The organism is Paractinoplanes aksuensis (assembly GCF_024137025.1).
GTDB lineage: Bacteria > Actinomycetota > Actinomycetes > Mycobacteriales > Micromonosporaceae > Actinoplanes > Actinoplanes aksuensis.
In genome coordinates this window covers 414,926-432,338 of sequence record NZ_JAMYJR010000002.1, presented here as the reverse complement: position 1 = coordinate 432,338, position 17,413 = coordinate 414,926, and the positions used below count along the sequence as shown (strand labels likewise).

The 17,413-nt window shown below is 71.5% G+C and carries 16 protein-coding genes; 11 read left to right on the top strand and 5 right to left on the bottom strand.

Annotated elements, in window-relative coordinates:
• The first annotated feature begins 99 nt into the window (after nucleotides 1-99).
• A complete protein-coding gene (locus M1L60_RS04050) occupies nucleotides 100-1,779 on the top strand; it encodes a sulfatase-like hydrolase/transferase (protein WP_253235888.1) in 1,680 nt (559 codons plus the stop codon).
• An 82-nt stretch (nucleotides 1,780-1,861) separates the two neighbouring features.
• Nucleotides 1,862-2,215 (top strand): YciI family protein, encoded by a 354-nt coding sequence (locus M1L60_RS04045; protein WP_253235887.1) that lies wholly within the window; start codon nucleotides 1,862-1,864, stop codon nucleotides 2,213-2,215.
• Here the strand turns inward: M1L60_RS04045 and M1L60_RS04040 are convergent.
• Nucleotides 2,202-3,407: an RNA polymerase sigma factor gene (locus tag M1L60_RS04040; protein WP_253235886.1), complete on the bottom strand. Its 1,206-nt coding sequence runs from the start codon at nucleotides 3,405-3,407 to the stop codon at nucleotides 2,202-2,204. The two genes, M1L60_RS04045 and M1L60_RS04040, sit on opposite strands and share 14 nt — an antisense overlap.
• 88 nt (nucleotides 3,408-3,495) lie before the next feature.
• On the opposite strand from M1L60_RS04040, the gene M1L60_RS04035 reads away from it, so the two are divergent.
• From M1L60_RS04035 to M1L60_RS04010, 6 genes are all read left to right on the top strand, one after another.
• Nucleotides 3,496-3,714: a hypothetical protein gene (locus tag M1L60_RS04035; protein ID WP_253235885.1), complete on the top strand. Its 219-nt coding sequence runs from the start codon at nucleotides 3,496-3,498 to the stop codon at nucleotides 3,712-3,714.
• Nucleotides 3,715-3,765: 51 nt separating this feature from the next.
• Entirely contained in the window at nucleotides 3,766-5,577 is a 1,812-nt protein-coding gene (locus M1L60_RS04030) for a beta-propeller fold lactonase family protein (protein WP_253235884.1), read from the top strand.
• A gap of 470 nt (nucleotides 5,578-6,047) precedes the next feature.
• Nucleotides 6,048-6,908, top strand: coding sequence for an ABC transporter permease (locus M1L60_RS04025; RefSeq protein ID WP_253235883.1), 861 nt, complete (start codon nucleotides 6,048-6,050; stop codon nucleotides 6,906-6,908).
• Nucleotides 6,909-7,449: 541 nt separating this feature from the next.
• A complete protein-coding gene (locus M1L60_RS04020) occupies nucleotides 7,450-8,496 on the top strand; it encodes a taurine ABC transporter substrate-binding protein (protein ID WP_253235882.1) in 1,047 nt (348 codons plus the stop codon).
• A gap of 151 nt (nucleotides 8,497-8,647) precedes the next feature.
• Nucleotides 8,648-9,433 (top strand): ABC transporter ATP-binding protein, encoded by a 786-nt coding sequence (locus tag M1L60_RS04015; RefSeq protein ID WP_253235962.1) that lies wholly within the window; start codon nucleotides 8,648-8,650, stop codon nucleotides 9,431-9,433.
• Nucleotides 9,430-10,272 carry a TauD/TfdA dioxygenase family protein gene (locus tag M1L60_RS04010; RefSeq protein WP_253235881.1) on the top strand — a complete coding sequence of 281 codons (843 nt, stop codon included), beginning with the start codon at nucleotides 9,430-9,432 and terminating at the stop codon, nucleotides 10,270-10,272. The genes M1L60_RS04015 and M1L60_RS04010 overlap by 4 nt, the downstream gene beginning before the upstream one ends.
• 391 nt (nucleotides 10,273-10,663) lie before the next feature.
• Here M1L60_RS04010 and M1L60_RS04005 read toward each other — a convergent pair whose 3' ends face one another.
• Nucleotides 10,664-11,884: a sulfite oxidase gene (locus M1L60_RS04005; protein WP_253235880.1), complete on the bottom strand. Its 1,221-nt coding sequence runs from the start codon at nucleotides 11,882-11,884 to the stop codon at nucleotides 10,664-10,666.
• A 47-nt stretch (nucleotides 11,885-11,931) separates the two neighbouring features.
• Here M1L60_RS04005 and M1L60_RS04000 point away from each other — a divergent pair, with 47 nt between their 5' ends.
• Nucleotides 11,932-13,086 carry an LLM class flavin-dependent oxidoreductase gene (locus M1L60_RS04000; RefSeq protein ID WP_253235879.1) on the top strand — a complete coding sequence of 385 codons (1,155 nt, stop codon included), beginning with the start codon at nucleotides 11,932-11,934 and terminating at the stop codon, nucleotides 13,084-13,086.
• 84 nt (nucleotides 13,087-13,170) lie between these two features.
• Here the strand turns inward: M1L60_RS04000 and M1L60_RS03995 are convergent, their stop codons facing one another.
• Nucleotides 13,171-15,174 carry an MMPL family transporter gene (locus M1L60_RS03995; protein ID WP_253235878.1) on the bottom strand — a complete coding sequence of 668 codons (2,004 nt, stop codon included), beginning with the start codon at nucleotides 15,172-15,174 and terminating at the stop codon, nucleotides 13,171-13,173.
• A 73-nt stretch (nucleotides 15,175-15,247) separates the two neighbouring features.
• Here M1L60_RS03995 and M1L60_RS03990 point away from each other — a divergent pair, with 73 nt between their 5' ends.
• Entirely contained in the window at nucleotides 15,248-15,727 is a 480-nt protein-coding gene (locus M1L60_RS03990) for a MarR family winged helix-turn-helix transcriptional regulator (protein ID WP_253235877.1), read from the top strand.
• A gap of 3 nt (nucleotides 15,728-15,730) precedes the next feature.
• Here the strand turns inward: M1L60_RS03990 and M1L60_RS03985 are convergent, their stop codons facing one another.
• Nucleotides 15,731-15,928 (bottom strand): hypothetical protein, encoded by a 198-nt coding sequence (locus M1L60_RS03985; protein WP_253235876.1) that lies wholly within the window; start codon nucleotides 15,926-15,928, stop codon nucleotides 15,731-15,733.
• Between the two features lie 154 nt (nucleotides 15,929-16,082).
• Between M1L60_RS03985 and M1L60_RS03980 the strand changes: the two genes are divergently transcribed.
• The gene (locus tag M1L60_RS03980; RefSeq protein WP_253235875.1) at nucleotides 16,083-16,919 is read left to right on the top strand and encodes a tetratricopeptide repeat protein; all 837 of its coding nucleotides are present in this window, start codon (nucleotides 16,083-16,085) and stop codon (nucleotides 16,917-16,919) included.
• Here M1L60_RS03980 and M1L60_RS03975 read toward each other — a convergent pair.
• On the bottom strand, nucleotides 16,916-17,332 hold the full coding sequence (locus M1L60_RS03975) for a MarR family winged helix-turn-helix transcriptional regulator (RefSeq protein WP_438862065.1): 417 nt from the start codon (nucleotides 17,330-17,332) through the stop codon (nucleotides 16,916-16,918). The two genes, M1L60_RS03980 and M1L60_RS03975, sit on opposite strands and share 4 nt — an antisense overlap.
• Between the last annotated feature and the right edge of the window lie 81 nt (nucleotides 17,333-17,413).

Genomic DNA, 17,413 nt, shown 5'->3' with positions numbered 1-17,413 from the left:
ATGACTACCCGCAGGCGGCCAACAGAGTCTTTGGTACTGGGTGGAAGTGACTTTTGCGTGTCACTGAACCGTCGGCCCCGTACATCCGTTCCCCCTGGCGTGCCCGAGACTCCGGACGGCCCGCCGGCCGTCGGCCGCGTCAAGACGTTCCTCCGCCACCCCCGCGTCCAGCTGACGCTGACTGTCGTGGCGGCCGTCCTGCTCTTCGCGGCCCTCATCTTCCCGAACGTCCTGTACCGGCTGACCCCGCTGGGCTTCCTGCGCATCCCGGTCGAGGGTGTGGTGATCCTCGGCCTGCTCGTGGTGCTGCCGCCCCGGGCGCGGCGGGTGTTCGCCGTCGTGGCCGGGGTGTTGGTCGGTCTGCTGGTCCTCGAGAAGATGCTCGACATGGGCTTCTTCGAGGAGCTCAACCGCCCGTTCGACCCGGTGCTGGACTGGGTGCTGTTCGACGACGCGTTCAGCTTCGCGGTCGACTCGTACGGCCGCCCGGCCGCCATCGCCGCCGTCGCCGCGATCCTGCTGCTGGTCGTGGGCGTGCTCGCCCTCACCTGCTGGTCCGTGCTGCGGGTGGGGGCCCTGGTCGGCCGGCACCGCAAGCGCTCGGCGATCACCGCGGGCGGCGTCGGCGTGGCCTGGGCGCTGACGTTCTCACTCGGCATCTCGGTGTGGGGCGCCGTGCCGGTCGCGGCCCGCAGCACCTACACGTACGCCTGGGACCGGGCCAACCAGGCCCGGGCCGGCCTGCGCGACGAGGCCAACTTCGCCCGCGAGGTGCAGCAGGACCCGTTCAAGGCCGTGCCCCCGGCCCAGATGCTGACCGGGCTCAAGGGCAAGGACGTGATCTTCACCTTCGTCGAGAGTTACGGCCGCAGCGCCGTCGAGGGCGTCGCCCTGGCCCCGGCCGTCACGCCCGTGCTCGACCGCGGCACGGCCACCCTGGCCGAGGCCGGATTCACCGCGCGCAGCGGCTGGCTCACCTCGCCCACGTTCGGCGGCGGCAGCTGGCTGGCCCACGCCACCTTCGAGTCCGGCCTGTGGATCAACAACGAGCAGCGCTACCGCAACCTGGTCGCCACCGACCGCCTGACCCTGACCCGGGCCTTCCGCAACGCGGAGTACCGCACGGTCAGCGTCATGCCCGGCGCCACCCGGGCCTGGCCCGAAGGCAACTTCTACGGGTACGACACCGTGTGGGACAGCCGCAACCTGGGTTACCAGGGCCCGAAGTTCAGCTGGTCGCCGATGCCCGACCAGTACACGCTCAAGCAGCTCAACACCATCGAGTACAAGAAGCCCGGCCGCGGCCCGCTGATGGTCGAGATGCCGCTGGTCTCGAGCCACACGCCGTGGACGCCGATCCCCGAGTACCTGCCCGACTGGAACCAGGTCGGCGACGGCTCGATCTATCACCGCATGGTCGACGGCGGCAAGAAGCCGAGCGCGTTGTGGGCCGAGCCGCGCGAGGTGCGTACCGAATACGGCAAGTCGGTCGTCTACTCGCTGACCGCCCTGATCAACTGGATCAAGCTGTACGGGGACGACAACCTGGTCATGGTCTTCCTGGGCGACCACCAGCCCTCGCCGATCGCGGCCGGGTCCGGGGCCAGCCACGACGTGCCGATCACGGTGCTGGCCAAGGACCCGGAGGCGCTGAGGCGGATCGCGAGCTGGGGCTGGACCGAGGGCCTGCGCCCCCGCCCGGACGCACCGGTGTGGCCGATGAACGACTTCCGCGACAAGTTCTTCGCCGCGTTCGGCGAGCAGGCCCCGGCCTCGTAGAAAAAGTCCGGCGGGATGTCGATTCCGGTGGCGCCTCGATCGTCACCATGGAGAACGACACACCAGCGGAGGAGACATCACCATGCGGTACGTCATGATTCTCACCGGGGACGAGGCCCCCTGGAACGACCCCGAGATCGCCGGCCCCCTGATGGAGGAGATCACCACCTGGTGGGGCAAGTGGTTCGAGGCCGGCAAGCTCGAGGAGGGCGGGGCCGAGCTGGCCCCCTCCGCCGGCGCCAAGACGGTCGGCCGCGGGCCCGATGGTGCACCCACGGTGACCGACGGCCCGTTCCTGGAGCTCAAAGAGGTCGTCGGCGGCTTCATCTATCTGCAGGCGGACGACATCGACGACGCGGTCGCGGTCGCCTCGACCTGGCCGTGCATCGCCGCCCTGGGCGACCGGGTCGAGGTACGGCCGGTCATGGAGCGCTGAGCCGGCCGATGCGGCGGCTCAGCAGCTCGCGCTCGGCCGGGTTGGTGGCCAGGGCCAGCGCCCGCCGCAACGCCTCGGCCGCCTCTTCCCGGCGGTCGAGGCGCAGCAGCAGATCGGCCCGGGTCGCGTGCCACAGCCGGTAGCCGGACAACCGCTCGGCGAGGGCGTCCACCTCGCCGAGCGCCACCGCCGGCCCGGCCACGAAAGCCGTGGCCACGGCCCGGCTCAAGGCCACCACAGGTGACGGGGTGACCTGCAGCAGCCGGTCGTAGAGGGTGCGGACGGCCGGCCAGTTCGTGGCCGTCCACGACGGCGCGAGCGCGTGCTGGGCCGCGATGGCCGCCTGCAGCTGGTACGGCCCGGGCCGGTCGATCGCGGCCGCCCGGGCGAGCCGCCCCACACCGTGCCGGATCAGCGGGCCGTCCCACCGGGACCTGTCCTGCTCCTCCAGCAGGACGAGACGGTTCGTCCCGTCGAAGCGGGCGGACGCGCGGGCCTCGTGCAGTTCCAGGAGTGCGGCCAAGCCGGCCGCCTCGGGCTCGCGCGGCATCAGGTCGGCGAGTTGCCGGGCCAGATCGAGACCCTCGCGAGCCAGATCGCGGCGCTCGGCCCCGTCGCCCGACGCGGCCAGGTAGCCCTCGTTGTAGATGAGGTAGAGCACTGTCAGCACGGCCGGCAGGCGGGTGGCCAGCTCGTCCGGGGGCGGGACTTCCACCCGTACGCCGGAAGCTTTGAGGTTTTTCTTGGCCCGGACCAGGCGCTGGGCCATCGTGGGCGGGGGCAGCAGGAACGCGGCGGCGATCGCGTCGGCGGGCAGACCGGCCACGGCGTTGAGGGTCAGGGCCATCCGGGCCGGCTCCGGCAGCGCGGGGTGGCAGCAGGCGAAGACGAGGGCCAGGCGGTCGTCGGCGGTGGGTTCGGGCGGGGGCGTACGGGCCAGGGCGGCGACCTTCTCGCGGCCGGTGGCCTCCCGCTTGAGCGTGTCGAGGGCCTTGCGCCAGGCGGTGGTGACCAGCCAGCCGGCCCGGTTGCCGGGCACGCCGTCGGACGGCCAGCGGCGCAGGGCCTCGGCCACCGCCTCCTGCAGGGCCTCCTCGGCCCGGTCGAGGTCGCCCAGCCGGCGGGCCAGCACGCCGAGCATGCCGCCGGCGTCCGACCGCCAGGTCTCGTCCACCGCCGCCTGTGCGTCCACCGGTCCCAGTCTGCCCGCTCCTCGTCCGTCGAACCGGATCGGCGGTCGTGACGTGTGGACGGGGCAGGGTTTGAACCGGGAGGTCGCGATGTCCGTACCACCCCACATGTGGGATGACGGGCGATTGCTGGCCGCGCTCGCCGCGCTGCCACCCGAGGCCTTCGACCAGGGCTCGACCGGTGACGACGAGCTGCAGTGGCGGCGTACGGCGAGACGCCTCCGCCAGGAACTGGGCGCGGAGCGGCGTCCGGCGCTTCCCCGGGGACACATCGCCCCGGTGCTGAGGCTCCGGCCCGCGGTCGACTGACCGCACGGGTTTCGCCGATCCGCGCCCCGGCTGATGGGGCGCGGTGACGACATGACTTCGGAAGAACTGCTCTCGACCGTCGAAGAGCTGCGGGAGCTGGCCGCGGGCGCGCAGGAGGCGGCTGCGGTCGAGGCCCGGGCTTCCCTCGTACGGCTGGCCGGCGACGACAACCGAGCCGTGTCCACGGCGGCGTCGGAGGCGCTGGCGGCGACCTCGATCCGGTTGGAGCCGGCGCGGATCGACTTCGGGCCGGTCTCGCCGGGCACGCCCAGGTTGTCGGCGAGCGTGGCCGTGCTGGGGTCGCCGGTGGGGTTGACCTCGCGCCTCAAGGTGACGGGCGCAGGACTGCGGGCCCGGATCGCCGGTGACCAGTTACAGGTCGAGTGGGTGCCGGGGGAGTCGGCGCTGTCCGGCAAGGTCGCCCTCGACGGCCCCGCCGGCGCAGCCGACCTGACCGTCACCGGCCATCTCGGCCTGACACCCGACGGTTTTCCACCTGTGGACGGCTTCCCGCCTGTGGGCGTCGCCACCGACCGCGCCGGCTCCGACCCTGTGGACGACGCACTTGGTCGCGGTGGTTCTGGGCTCGTGGACGACGCGAGTAATCGCTTCGGCTTCGGTGCTGTGGACGCAGCGGGTGGAACCGGTGTCTCCGGCTCGGACGATCGGGTGTCGAGCGGGCGTCTCCGTTTCGGGCCGGCCGAACCGGCTTCCGGACCTGGCGCGAAGCGGCTTTCCCGGGTGTTGCGGCTGCCTCGGCCGGAGCGCCGCGGCAAGGGCCTCATCGTCGCGGGTGCGGCTGCCGTCGTTCTGCTCGCCGGCACTGGTATCGCGGCTGCCGTGACGTTCACTGATTCGCCGCAGGCCTCGTTCCGTCCTCCCACCGGAAACTCAGTGCCTTCCGCGCCATCCACAGGAGCGCCATCCACAGGCGGGCCGTCCACAGGGGTGCAGGCGCCGGCCAGTTCGGACAGGCCGGCTGTCGAAGGGACGATCCGCGTGGGTGACGAGCCGGAGGGCGTGACGGTGTCGCCCGACAGCCGCACCCTCTACGTCGCCAATCAGGACTCGCGCATCCTGTCCGTGGTCGACCTCGCCTCCCGCAAGGTGCGACCGGTGACGCTGCGCAACACTCCGCGCTTCGTGACCGTCTCGGCGGACGGGCGGCGCGTCTTCGTCTCGATGTACGAGAACGACCTCAACGGCAGCGGCGTGGCCGTCGTCGACGCCTCCTCGCTGAAGATCGTGGGCGACCTGAAGACCGGCGTGCAGCCCTACGCCCTGGCGGTGGCGCCTGACGGCCGGCTGTGGGTACCCATCCACGGCGGCCGCAACGTCGAGATCTACTCCGCCGCCGACCTGCAGCTCGAAGGCCGGGTCTTCGTGCCCGAGAACCCGCACGCGGTCGCCTTCGACACCGAGGGGCAACGCGCCTTCACCCCCGACCACGAGTCGAGCACGGTCTCGGTCATCGACGTCCGCACCGACCAGCGCCTGCGTTCGATCCCGGTCAGCCAGGCCCCGCACAGCCTGGCCGTATCACCCGACGGTCGTACAGTCGTGGTCGCCTGCTTCGGCGCCGACGCCGTGGAACTGATCGACACCGCAACGCTCAAGCGCCGAGGCCCGTTCCGAGTGGGCGACAAACCGCAGGCAGCAGCCTTCGCCACGGACAGCACCCACGCCTACGCCGTCAACGAGGCCGGCAACTCGGTCTCGGTGATCAACGCCCGCACCGGCGAGATCACGGCAACAGTCCCCGTCGGCCGCTCCCCGCGCACCATGGCCGTGTCCCCGAACGGTCGTTTCGCCTACGTCTCCAACGGCGGCGACGACACCGTCTCGATCCTCCGAGTGAGCTGACGGCCCCTGCCCTGGAGCCTCATCCAGCCGCACGGCCCCGCCGGCTCCGGCGCGCAGACCGCCCTCGGCTTCGTGCCGAGCCGCCCGGCCGTTGGCACCGAGCCGCCCGGCTCGCCCTTGGCACCGAGCCGCTCAGCCCGTCCCGGGCCGCGCGTCACGGGGAGTGCCCGAGATGCCAGGCGGCCTGGCCTGTAGGGCGTCTTGCCGCCTGCCCGCTGGGCGTGGTCATGCCGCCTGGCTGCCTTCTCGTGTCGCCTCGCGTTGCGGGCCTTTCGTCGAGTGGCCCGCCCGGGAGACCCAGTGACGCCGTCTGCCCGGGGTCTGGTGGTGTCGCCTGCCGTTGTGTCTCTTCGGATTGCCTGTCGCCGGGTGCCCCTTCGGGCTGGATCCGCGGGTCGCGAGTGGGTGGAAAGTCCAGTTGGCGGGATGAAGCCTTGCCTAAAAGCCGATAGGCAAGGTAGGAATTAGCGGTGACCACCTCGCTGTCCGCGCCGCCGGTTGTGCCGGCTGAAGCCGCGTTGCCCCGGCGTTCCCCGTTGGCGCCCAAGGGCGGGCGTCGGCGACGGTTCTTGTTGCGGGCGCTGGCCCTTGTCGTCCTCTACGGACTGTGGGAGATCGCCGCCCGCACCACGCAGAACCCGACGTTCATTCCGTCGCCGGGGGCGGTCTGGCATCAGCTGATCGAGACGTCCACCGTGCACGAGGGGGTGCGCGGATACAGCGGTCATCTGCTCATCGAGCACCTGGGCGTGAGCCTGCGCCGCATCCTGATCGGGTCGGCCATCGGTGTGGCCGGCGGTCTGGTGCTGGGTGTTCTGATGGGTGTCGTCCCGTGGTTGCGGGTCGCCACCGAGCCGGTGGTCACCTTTGTCCGGGCGCTGCCGCCTCTCGCGTATTTCAGCCTTTTCATCATCTGGTTCGGCATCGATGAGACCCCGAAGCTGTGGCTGCTCTCGATCGCCGCGCTGCCGCCGGTCGCGGTGGCGACTGCCGCCGCTGTTCAGGGGGCGCCGACCGGGCTGGTCGAGGCGGCCCGGGCGCTGGGTGCGGGACGGTGGGCCGTGATCCGCGACGTGACCCTGCCCAACGCGCTGCCCGAGATCTTCACCGGCATCCGCCTGGCCGTGGGCATCGCCTACAGCTCGGTGGTGGCGGCCGAGACCATCAACGGCGTCCCGGGCATCGGCGGCATGGTCCGCGACGCGCAGCGCTACTCCCAGACCGACGTGGTCGTGCTGGGCCTGTTCGCCATCGGCCTCTCCGGCCTGCTGATCGACGCCCTGCTACGCACCGCCGAGAACAGGCTGATCCCATGGCGCGGCCGCACCTGACCCCGCCCACCCACAACCACCGCAACCGGGAGCAACCGCGCGGCCGCAGGAATCGCTCACCCGCCCACCTTCAACCACTGCAACCGCTCGGCCGCAGGCATCGCGTCACCGCCCGCCGCCCACCACCGCGTGCAAATGCGCGCCTGCGCGCATTTCCCGACCACCGGCCGCCCGACAGCCATGCAACTGCGAGCAAATGCGCGCCTGTGCGCATCACCCCACCACCCGCCGCCCGACAGCCATGCAACTGCGAGCAAATGCGCGCCTGTGCGCATCACCCCACCACCCGCCGCCCGACAGTCATGCATCCGCGAGGAATGCGTGGCGCGGGCTTCTCCCGACCACCTGCTGACCCGGCAGCCAGTGCAACAGCAAGCAATTGCGCGGCTGCGCGCATAGCCGGGCCGAGTACCGCGCGAATGTGAGCGATCCCTGGCAAGCGCGCAGGAACGTTCATCGAGTCAGTCACGAAACGGGCAATGGCGAGTTGTCCACAGCTTGGCTATATCCATGACGACAGTGCAGAAATGAGCGAACGACCGTGAAGAAGCTTCGTGCCGGAGTTGCCGGCCTTGCCGTCCTGTTTCTTGCCGCGGGCACGGCTGCCTGCGGCAACGGAGCCGCGAGCGGTGGCGGGGGAGCGGACGCCGAGAAGAAGACGATCCGCATCGCCTATCAGGCGTTCCCGAGTGGGGACCTGATCGTCAAGAACCAGGGGCTGCTCGAGAAGGCGCTGCCCGGCTACCGGATCACGTGGACCAAGTTCGACTCCGGCGCGAGCATCAACACGGCGTTCGTGGCCAAGAGTGTGGACATCGCGGCCATCGGCTCCAGCCCGGTCGCGCGCGGCCTGTCCGCGCCGCTCAACATCCCGTACAAGGTGGCGTTCGTTCTGGACGTGGCCGGCGACAACGAAGCGCTCGTCGCGCGCAACGGCAGCGGCGTGACCGACGTGGCCTCGCTGCGGGGCAAGAAGGTGGCCACCCCGTTCGCGTCGACCGCGCACTACAGCCTCCTGGCCGCGCTGGACCGGGCCGGTGTCAAGGAGAACGAGGTCAGCATCGTCGACCTCGAGCCGCAGGACATTCAAGCGGCCTGGACGCGCGGGGACCTCGACGCGGCGTACACGTGGCTGCCGTCGCTGGCCGAGATCAAGAAGACCGGGAAGGTGCTCATCTCGAGCCGGGAATTGGCCACGGCGGGCAAGCCGACGCTCGACCTGGGCGTGGTCTCGACCGCGTTCATCGACGCGCACCCCGAAGCGGTCGACGCGTGGCGCAAGGTCGAGGCGCAGGCGCTCGACATCATCGCTTCCGACCCGGCCGCGGCGGCCAAGTCGGTGGGGGCCGAGCTGAACCTGAGCCCGGCCGAGGCCCAGGAGCAGATCTCGCAGGGCGTGTTCCTCAAGCCGGCCGACCTGGCCACCGACGAGTGGCTGGGCACCGAGGGCAAGGTCGGCAAGCTGGCCGACAACCTGGTCAGCGCGGCCGAGTTCCTCAAGAACCAGCAGAAGATCGACGCGGTCCCGGCCCTGGCCGACGTGCAGAACGCCGTCTACGTGAAAGGGCTCCCCAGTGTCCTCGGCTGACCCCGGACGATTGACCGGCGCTGCGGACTCGGCGGGCGAGGGCAATGCGGCCGACGGCGCTTCGGTCAACGGCACTTCGAGCGGCCGCCGGACTGCGCGGCTTGGCCGGGGCGGGGGAAACGCCGCACTCGGGAAGGTCGACCCGGACCGGGTGCCGACCGGGAGTCGTAGCGATGACGCCGCCATCCGACTCGAGGATGTCGAGCACCGGTACGGCGATGTCACCGCGGTCGGGCCGATCGACCTGACCGTGCCCGAGGGTGAGTTCCTGGTGCTGGTCGGGGCGTCGGGCTGCGGCAAGAGCACGCTGCTGCGCCTGATCGCGGGCTTCGAGGAGCCGACCTTCGGCACCGTACGGGCGGGAGGCGAGCCGCCCGTGCCGGGGCGCGGCGCGGGTCTCGTCTTCCAGCAGCCCCGCCTGTTCCCCTGGCGCAGCGTCGGCGGCAACGTGGCGCTGGCCCTCAAGTACGCCGGTCTGCCCGCCACCCCGCAGCGTGTGGACGAGTTGCTCGAGCGCGTCGGCCTGCACGATGTCGCTCGTCGGCGTACATGGCAGATCAGTGGTGGACAACAGCAGCGTGTTGCCATAGCAAGGGCGTTGGCTGTGGATAACCCCCTGCTACTGCTCGACGAGCCGTTCGCGGCCCTGGACGCGCTCACCCGGGAGCGCTTGCAGGAGGACCTGCGCCGGGTGAGCGCCGCGTCCCACCGCACCTGCGTGTTCGTGACCCACAGTGTCGATGAGGCGGTCTTCCTCGGCAGCCGGGTCGTGGTGCTCACGCCGCGCCCGGGCCGGATCGCCCTCGACCTGCCCATCGGCCTGCCGCGCACCGGGGTCGCCCCGGACGAGCTGCGCGGCTCGCCGGAGTTCGCCGCCCTGCGGGCCGAGATCGGCGCCGCCGTCCGTGACCGTTACTCGTCGGAGGTTCCCGCATGATTTTCGACCAGTTGTCGCCGCACTTCGGCGCGATCGTCCACGGGATCGACCTGTCCAAGATCACCGACTCGGATGTTGCCGACATCCGGGCTGCGATCGTGGAGCGCAAAGTCCTGTTCTTCCGCGATCAGACGCTCGACGACGACGGCCAAGTCGCGCTGGGCCGGCGGATCGGCGAGCTGACCGCCTCGCACCCGGTGGTCGGGGGTGTGGACGCCGAACACCCCGAGGTGTATGCGCTGGACAGCACCGACAACGGTTTCGCCGACGTGTGGCATACCGACGTGACGTTCATGCGGCGCCCACCGCTCGGCTCGATCCTGCGCGCGGTGACCCTGCCGCCGACCGGCGGCGACACGAACTGGGCGGACGGGCAACTGGCGTACGACTCGTTGTCGGAGCCGGTCAAGCGTCTGGCCGACCAGTTGGTGGCGGTGCACGACGGCAACCGCGAGTTCGGCTACTACCTGGCCCAGCGCCGGGGCGGCCGCGGCAACGAGTGGGACGGCGAGGTGGTGACCGAGCTGGAGCCGATCGAGCACCCGGTCATCCGGGTGCACCCCGAGACCGGCCGGCGCGGCATCTTCGTCAACCCCGGCTTCACGTCGCACATCGTCGGCGTCTCCGAGTTCGAGAGCCGCGCGATTCTCGACCTGCTGTACGCGCACCTGACCAAGCCCGAGCACATCGTCCGGCACCGTTGGCGTCCCGGCGACGTGGCCATGTGGGACAACCGCAGCACCGCCCACTACGCCAACCGCGACTACGGCACGGACCGCCGCGTCATGCACCGCATCACGTTGCGCGGCGACGTACCCCAGGGCGTTGCCGCTTCCTGACGCACCACGTTGTCCCGCGGCTTCGCGAAGCCGCGGGACTGCGCGTGTGGTCCGCTCACCCGGTTGCGAAGGTGGCGGACGGCCACCGTCGACCTGGCAGCGCCGCTGGGCGACCGGGTCGTCCTGCAGGTGCAGCAGGTACTGCCCGTCCCCCTCACCAGTCGCACCGGCTGAAGCGGCTGGGCGTCTGGGAGGGTCGCACCGGCTGAGGCGGCCGGGTGTTTGGAAGGGTCGCCGGTCGCATCGGCTGAGGCGGCCGGGCCTCGGGAAGGGTCGCCGGCGGCAACGGCTGACGTAGCCATGCCCCGGACGGCGTACCGACCGCAGCGGCTGAAGCCGACCGGCATCCAGGGCGTGCGTCGCCGGCGCCAACGGTGGTGACCGCCGGGCGTCAGGCGGCGGTCACCGGCACTTTGACGACGGCGTCGAAGAGGTAACCCAGGGTGTTGAACGTGGCCACCTCGGGCTGCGAGTTACCGCGTACGTCATAAGCCCGCGCCTGCAGACTGTGCGCGCCCACCGACGGTTTCCAGTCGAGTTCCCAGCGCTGCCACGCGTTGTCGATCGACGGGCCGACCGGGCGGGCGCGGCGCCAGCGGACGCCGCCGTCGGTGCTCACCTCGACGTGCTTGATGCGCCCGGCCGCCGACCACGACCGGCCGGTCAGCCGCACCCGCTTGCCGGCGGTGAAGGCGGCGCCGGGGTCGAGTTCGAAGGCGCTCTTGATGGACTGGCGGTCGAACGGCCGGCCGTCGGCGGGGAAGTCCGGACCGAAGAACCGGTAGAACTGCGTGTTCCACGGCGAGAACAGCGGGACGTCGGAGACCTCGATGCGGCCGACCCATTTGATGGACGCGCTGCCGATCCAGGACGGCACGACCAGGCGCACGGGGGCGCCGTGGTCGGCCGGCAGCGGCGAACCGTTCATCTCGTACGCGAGGATGACGTCGTCGAGGGCCTTGCGCACCGGCAGCGGGCGGCGGACGGGGCCGAGGTCGACGCCGCCGGTCACGTAGTTCGGGTCGAGGCCGGACGCCTGCACGTCGACGGCTCGCGAGCTGAGCCCGGCCTTGCGCAGGACGGTCGACAGCCGTACGCCCCGCCAGCGCGCCACGCCGACCGCGCCCAGCCCCCACGCCGTACCGGAAACGGTTTGGCCCTGTTGCGAGGTGAAATAGCTGCGGCCGTTGCCGGCGCATTCGAGCGTGACCGAGCGGGCGACCGACGGCAGGCGGTGCAGGTCGCGCAGCGAGAACGACACCGGGCCGCCGCGCAGGCCGGCGCCGGACACTTCGAGCCGCCACGTCGCGCTGTCGATGATCGGGGTGCTGGTGTGGTTGCGCACGAAGAACCGGTCGATCGGCACGTGGTAGCCGACGGCGGCCAGCGCCGACCACCGCGTCTCGGCGTTCGTGCCGAGGGGCTTGAACAGCTCGGGCGGCAGCGGCTTGACGATCGGGCCCTCGGCCGCCGCGGCCGGCGAAGCCTCGACCAGAGCGCCCGCGACGCCCGCCGCCGCGGTGAGTTTCAGCAGGTCACGCCGGGAGAATCCGTGCGCTCGGCCCGCCTGCCACTGTCCCAGTCGCAGCTTGTCGTATGCAACCTCATCCATGTCTCACAGCCTATCCAGTTGATAGGAAAAGTAGATAGGGTGGGGGCATGGACTTTCACTGGTTTCTGCCCACCAACGGCGACAGCCGCGACATCGTGGGCGGCGGCCACGGCACGCCGGTCGGCTCGGCCGGCGGTGTCCGCCCGCTGACCATCGGCTACCTCGGCCAGATCGCCCGCAGCGCCGAGCAGCTCGGCTTCGTCGGCGCGCTCACCCCGACCGGCGCCTGGTGCGAGGACGCGTGGATCAGCACGGCGATGCTGACCGAGGTCACCGAGCGGCTCAAGTTCCTGGTCGCGTTCCGGCCCGGCGTCATCGCGCCGACCCTGGCCGCGCAGATGGCCTCGACCTTCCAGCGGCTGTCGGGCGGCCGGTTGCTGCTCAACGTCGTCACCGGCGGCGAGTCGCACGAGCAGCGGCAGTACGGCGACTTCCTGGACAAGGATGCGCGTTATGCGCGTACGGGCGAGTTCCTGGCGATCGTTCGCTCACTTCTCCGCGGTGAAACGGTCACTTTCACCGGTGAGCACCTGCGCGTGGAGAACGCCAAGCTGGCCAAGCTGCCCGACCCCGCGCCCGCCATCTACTTCGGCGGCTCTTCCAAGGCGGCCGGGCCGGTCGCCGCGGATCACGCCGACGTCTACTTGACCTGGGGCGAGCCGCCCGCGCAGGTGGCCAAGAAACTCGACTGGATCCGGTCGCTCAGGCCGGACATGCGGTTCGGCATCCGGCTGCACGTGATCACGCGCGACACGGCCGAGGCGGCGTGGGCCGAAAGTGAGCGTTTGCTGCGCGGGGTGAGCGAGGCGGACATCGCTGCCGTGCAGGCCGGGCTCAGCCGCAGCGAGTCCGAGGGCCAGCGGCGCATGCTCGACCTGCACGGCGGCAACCGGGACGGGCTGGTCGTCTCGCCCAACCTGTGGGCGGGGGTCGGGCTGGTCCGCGGCGGAGCCGGCACCGCGCTGGTCGGCAGCCATCAGGAGGTGGCCGACCGGATCCAGGAGTACGCCGCGCTGGGCATCGACGAGTTCATCCTCAGCGGCTACCCGCACCTCGAGGAGGCGTACTGGTTCGGCGAGGGCGTGCTGCCCGAACTGGCTCGCCGCGGGGTGTGGCAGCACCCCGCGGGAGCCGGCGTGTCGGCCACCTCGGCGATCCCGTTCGCCGGCGTCCCGCTGAACAACGCGCCGGCGCCCAGCTGAACAACGCGCCGGCGCCCGCGTCACCCAGCTGAACGACGATCGCGCGCCCCGGCCGCCGGGCCGGGGCGCGCGATGTCAGGGTGGTCAGCGCGCGGCCGGGGCCGGTGTCTCCGGGGCGGGGAGCGCGGCCGGGCGGCCCGGCCACCAGAAGCGGTCGCCGCACATGGTGGCCAGGGCCGGGACCAGCACCGTACGCACGAGGAGCGTGTCCAGCAGGACGCCGATGCCGACGATGACGCCGATCTGGGTCAGCGTGATCACCGGGAGCACGCCGAGCACCCCGAACACGGCCGCCAGCAGGATGCCCGCGCTCGTGATGACGCCACCGGTGACCGCGAGCGCGTGCACCATCCCGTCCCGGGTGCCACGCTGCGGCGTCTCCTCCTTGGCCCGGGTGACCAGGAAGATGTTGTAGTCGACCCCGAGCGCGACCAGGAACAGGAACGACAGCAGCGGTACGCCGGTGTCGAGGGCCGGGTAGTCCAGCACGTGCCGGAACAGCCACGACCCGGCGCCCAGCGCGGCCCCGAAGCTGGCGATCACCGTGACCAGCAGCAGGACGGGCGCGACCAGGGCGCGGAGCAGGAAGATCAGCACGAGCAGCACGACCAGCAGCACGGCCGGCACGATGACCGTCAGGTCGCGCCGGGCCGCGTCCCGGTCGTCCAGGCCGGCCGCCACGCTGCCACCGACCAGGGCGTCCGTGCCGCGCACGTTGTCGCGCAGGGCGCGCACGGTGTCGTACGCCTCGGGGGTGTCCGGCGCGGCGGTGAGCACGGCGCTGATGCTCGCGAGGTCGCCCGTACGCTCCCCGATCCGGGCCGAGGCGACACCGGGTGTCCTGGTGACCAGCGCGAGCACTTCCTCGGCCCGCTGCGGCGTGGTCATGATCGTGGCCGGGTCGGTGGCGCCGGCCGGGAAGTAGCGGCTGACCGTCTCGAGGCCGTCGACCGCCTCGGCCTCGACCCGGAACTGGTCGGCCTGCGACAGGCCCAGCTTGGTGCCGGCCAGCCCGCTGCCCAGCGCGGCCAGCACGAGGACGGCGGCCACGGTGACGATCGCGGGCCGCCGCGAGACGCCCCGGCCGATGCGGGCCCACAGCCCCTTCTCGGCCTCGACGCCGGACACACCCACGCGCGGGATGAACGGCCAGAACAGTTTTCGGCCACAAACGAGCAGGGCGGGCGGCAGAACGAACAAAGCGAACACCGCGGCGATGGCGATACCGGCCGCGCCCGCGACACCGAGCGCGAGGTTCTTGCCCAGGCTGGCCAGCAGCAGGGTCAGCAGGCTGAGCACGACTGTGCCCGAGCTGGCCAGCACGGCCGGGCCGGCGCCCTTGAGCGCGTACCGCATCGCCTCGAACCTGTCCTCGTACCGGTGCAGTTCTTCCCGGTAGCGCGAGATGATCAGCAGGGCGTAGTTGGTGCCGGCGCCGAACACGAGCACCGTGATGATGCCGTTGGTGGACGCGTCGATGGCCAGGTCGGTGTGGCGCGACAGGATCGCGACGACCGAACCGCTCAGCCGGTCGGCCAGGCCCACGACGGCCAGCGGCACCAGCCACAGGATCGGGCTGCGATACGTGATGAGCAGCAGCAACGCCACCACGACGACGGTGACGATCAGCAGGCGGAGGTTCGCGCCGGAGAAGCTGTCGGCCAGGTCGGCGGTGAAGCCGGCGCCACCGGTGACCTGGGCCGTGATGCCCGGGGGCAGTTCCGCCCGCACCTGCTCGCGCAGCTGGCCGACCGCCTCGACGATCTGCTCGGCCGAGTAGCCGGCCGGATACGGCTTGGAGACGATCGCCGCGTCCTTGCCCGGGGCGACGATCGGCGTACCGAAGCTCTCGATGGTCTTGAGCTCTTCGGGGGTCAAGGCGGTGCCGTCGTCCTTGGCGAAGACGATCAGGGCCGGATTGACCTGCCCGGACGGCAGTTGGCGCTCGAGTTCGGCCACCCGTGTCGACTCGGCCGCGCTGGGCAGCGAGGCGGTGGGGTCGTTCGTTGTCTCCAGTGGACCGGCGAAGGCGATCACGCCACCGCCGATCAGCACCGCGATCACCAGCGTGAGCCAGGCGCGTCGCATGAACCCTCCACGATTAAGTATCTCGACAATCGAGATTCTTACCCGGGGCGAGGAAATCTGCAACACTGGCGCGGTGAGTGATGTGCGCCAGGATGTCGTGGACCTGCTGCAGCGATACACGATCGAGGCGCAACGGTTGGCCCACGACTTCGCCGGCCGGCAGGGTCTGCACTTCACCGACCTGCAGGCACTGATCGCGGTGATGCACGCCGAACGGCTGGACACACCGCTGACGCCGGGCCGGCTGGGCGAGACGCTCGGCCTCTCGTCGGGGGCGACCACGGCCGTGATCGACCGCCTGGAACGGGACGGGCATCTACGCCGGACGCGGGAAAGCGCCGACCGGCGGGTGGTGCACCTGCGTTACGGGGCGCCCGGGATGGAGGTCGCGAAAGCCTTCTTCGGGCCGCTGGGGGCCCGGAGTCAGGTCGTGATGGACGAATTCAGCCCGGGCGAGATGGAGACCGTGCGTCGTTTCATGGGCGGGATGCTCGAAGCGCTCACGGAGCACCACCGGGAACTGCGCGCGGGCGACGCCGAGGCCGGCCGGTGACCGTCAGACGGTGACGTCGACCAGCGACGCGCGGTGGGTGTTGAGCACCCGGCGGCTGTCGTGGACGGCGGCGCGGTCGGCCGCCAGGACCTCTTTGCCGGCGCCCATGACGAAGTCGGAGCGCAGGCGGGCCACGTCCGCGTTCAGGTGCACGAGGCTCGTGTGGGCGGCCCAGCGGGTCTCGGTGATGGTCAGGCTCATGGCGGTGTTCCCTTCGTCTGCTCCTCGTTCGCAACCGTCCTCGATCGGCACTGCCACCGTCGGGCTTGAACACCAGGCGGAATGAGCTGCGTCACAACCAAGACGCACCCGAGCCGAACCGCCGCCCGCGCCGGTCGGGACCGATCACCACTGCGTGCCCAGTGAAAACCTTCTCGACCGTGCCGGTGACCTGCTCACGAGCGGGCGCGCCGGACAGGCCGCGACCCTGCTGACCCCCGTCGTCGGGGCCGAGCCCGACAACGCCGTGGCCTGGCTGCTGCTGGCGCGGGCCCGGATGGCGCTCGGGTCGTACACCGACGCCCTCTACGCGGCCCGGACCGCGCTCGGGCTCAACCCGCGTGGGGTCGAGGAGCTGTTCTGGGTCAGCGCCGCCTACACCGCGCTGGGCCGGCACGACCTGGCCATCACCGCGGCCGCGGCGGCCGGCGACGAGGACCCGGGCAACCCGCGGGCGGCCGAGCGGCACGGTCGCGCGCTGCTCGCGGCCGGGCGCACGGCCGAGGCCGAGGCCGTGCTGGCGGCCGCGGCCGAGATCGCGCATTACGACGCCGACGTGCAGGTGGCGTACGGGATGGCCCTGTTCGCCGCGGGCCGTCCGCTCAGTGCGCGCGAGGTGTACGCCCGCGCCCTGCGCATCGATCCGGCCCACGCGCGGGCCCTGTCCGAGCTGCGGCGGCTGACCGCGGCCGAGAACCAGATCCGCGACGCCGACTCGCTGGTGCGGGTGGCCGACGCGTTCGCCGAGTCCCTGCGGGTCCCGGCCGGCGGGGTCCGGCGCCCGGACCCGGCCCGATCCGCGCTCGGTCACCTGGCCGCGGTCGCGCTCGGCGTCTGCCTGGTCGCGCTCGTGGTGCTGGCCGTGCTCATCCGCCTGGCCGGGGTCGAGGTGCCCATGCCGCTGCTGGTCGCCGTCTTCTGTGCCACTGGGTCGGCGGCCTGCCTGACCGCGTATACGAGGCGCCTCGGCTAGCCGGCGTCCTCGCGCAGCCGGCGCAGCAGCCGCCCCAGCTCGGCCCGGTCGTCGGGGGAGAGGGCGGCGAAGAAGCGCTCGCCGGCGGCCTGGCGGGCGTTCCTGATGTTGCGGCTGATCCGGATGCCTTCGTCGGTCAGCATGACCAGCACGGCCCGGCGGTCGGCCGGGTCGGGATGACGTTCGGCCAGGCCCGCCGCCTGCAGGTCGTCCACGATCTCGGTCGCCGAGCGCGGGGCGATGCGCAGGTGCTCGGCCAGGGTGCCCGGGCGCAGGTCGCCGTGGCGGGACAGCACGCTGACCGCGCGGGCCTGCGAGGGCGTCAGCTCCCAGGGCTCCAGCGCTTCACGGGTGCGGTGCCGCAACTGGCGGGACACCGCGAAGAACGCCTCGAGCAGACCCTCGTCGTCCACGGGAATACCGTACCAGCGACTTCTGTTGTTCCCTCATGTTGAGGTAACCTCAGCAATATCGCTCGTACGGATGCGAGGTCC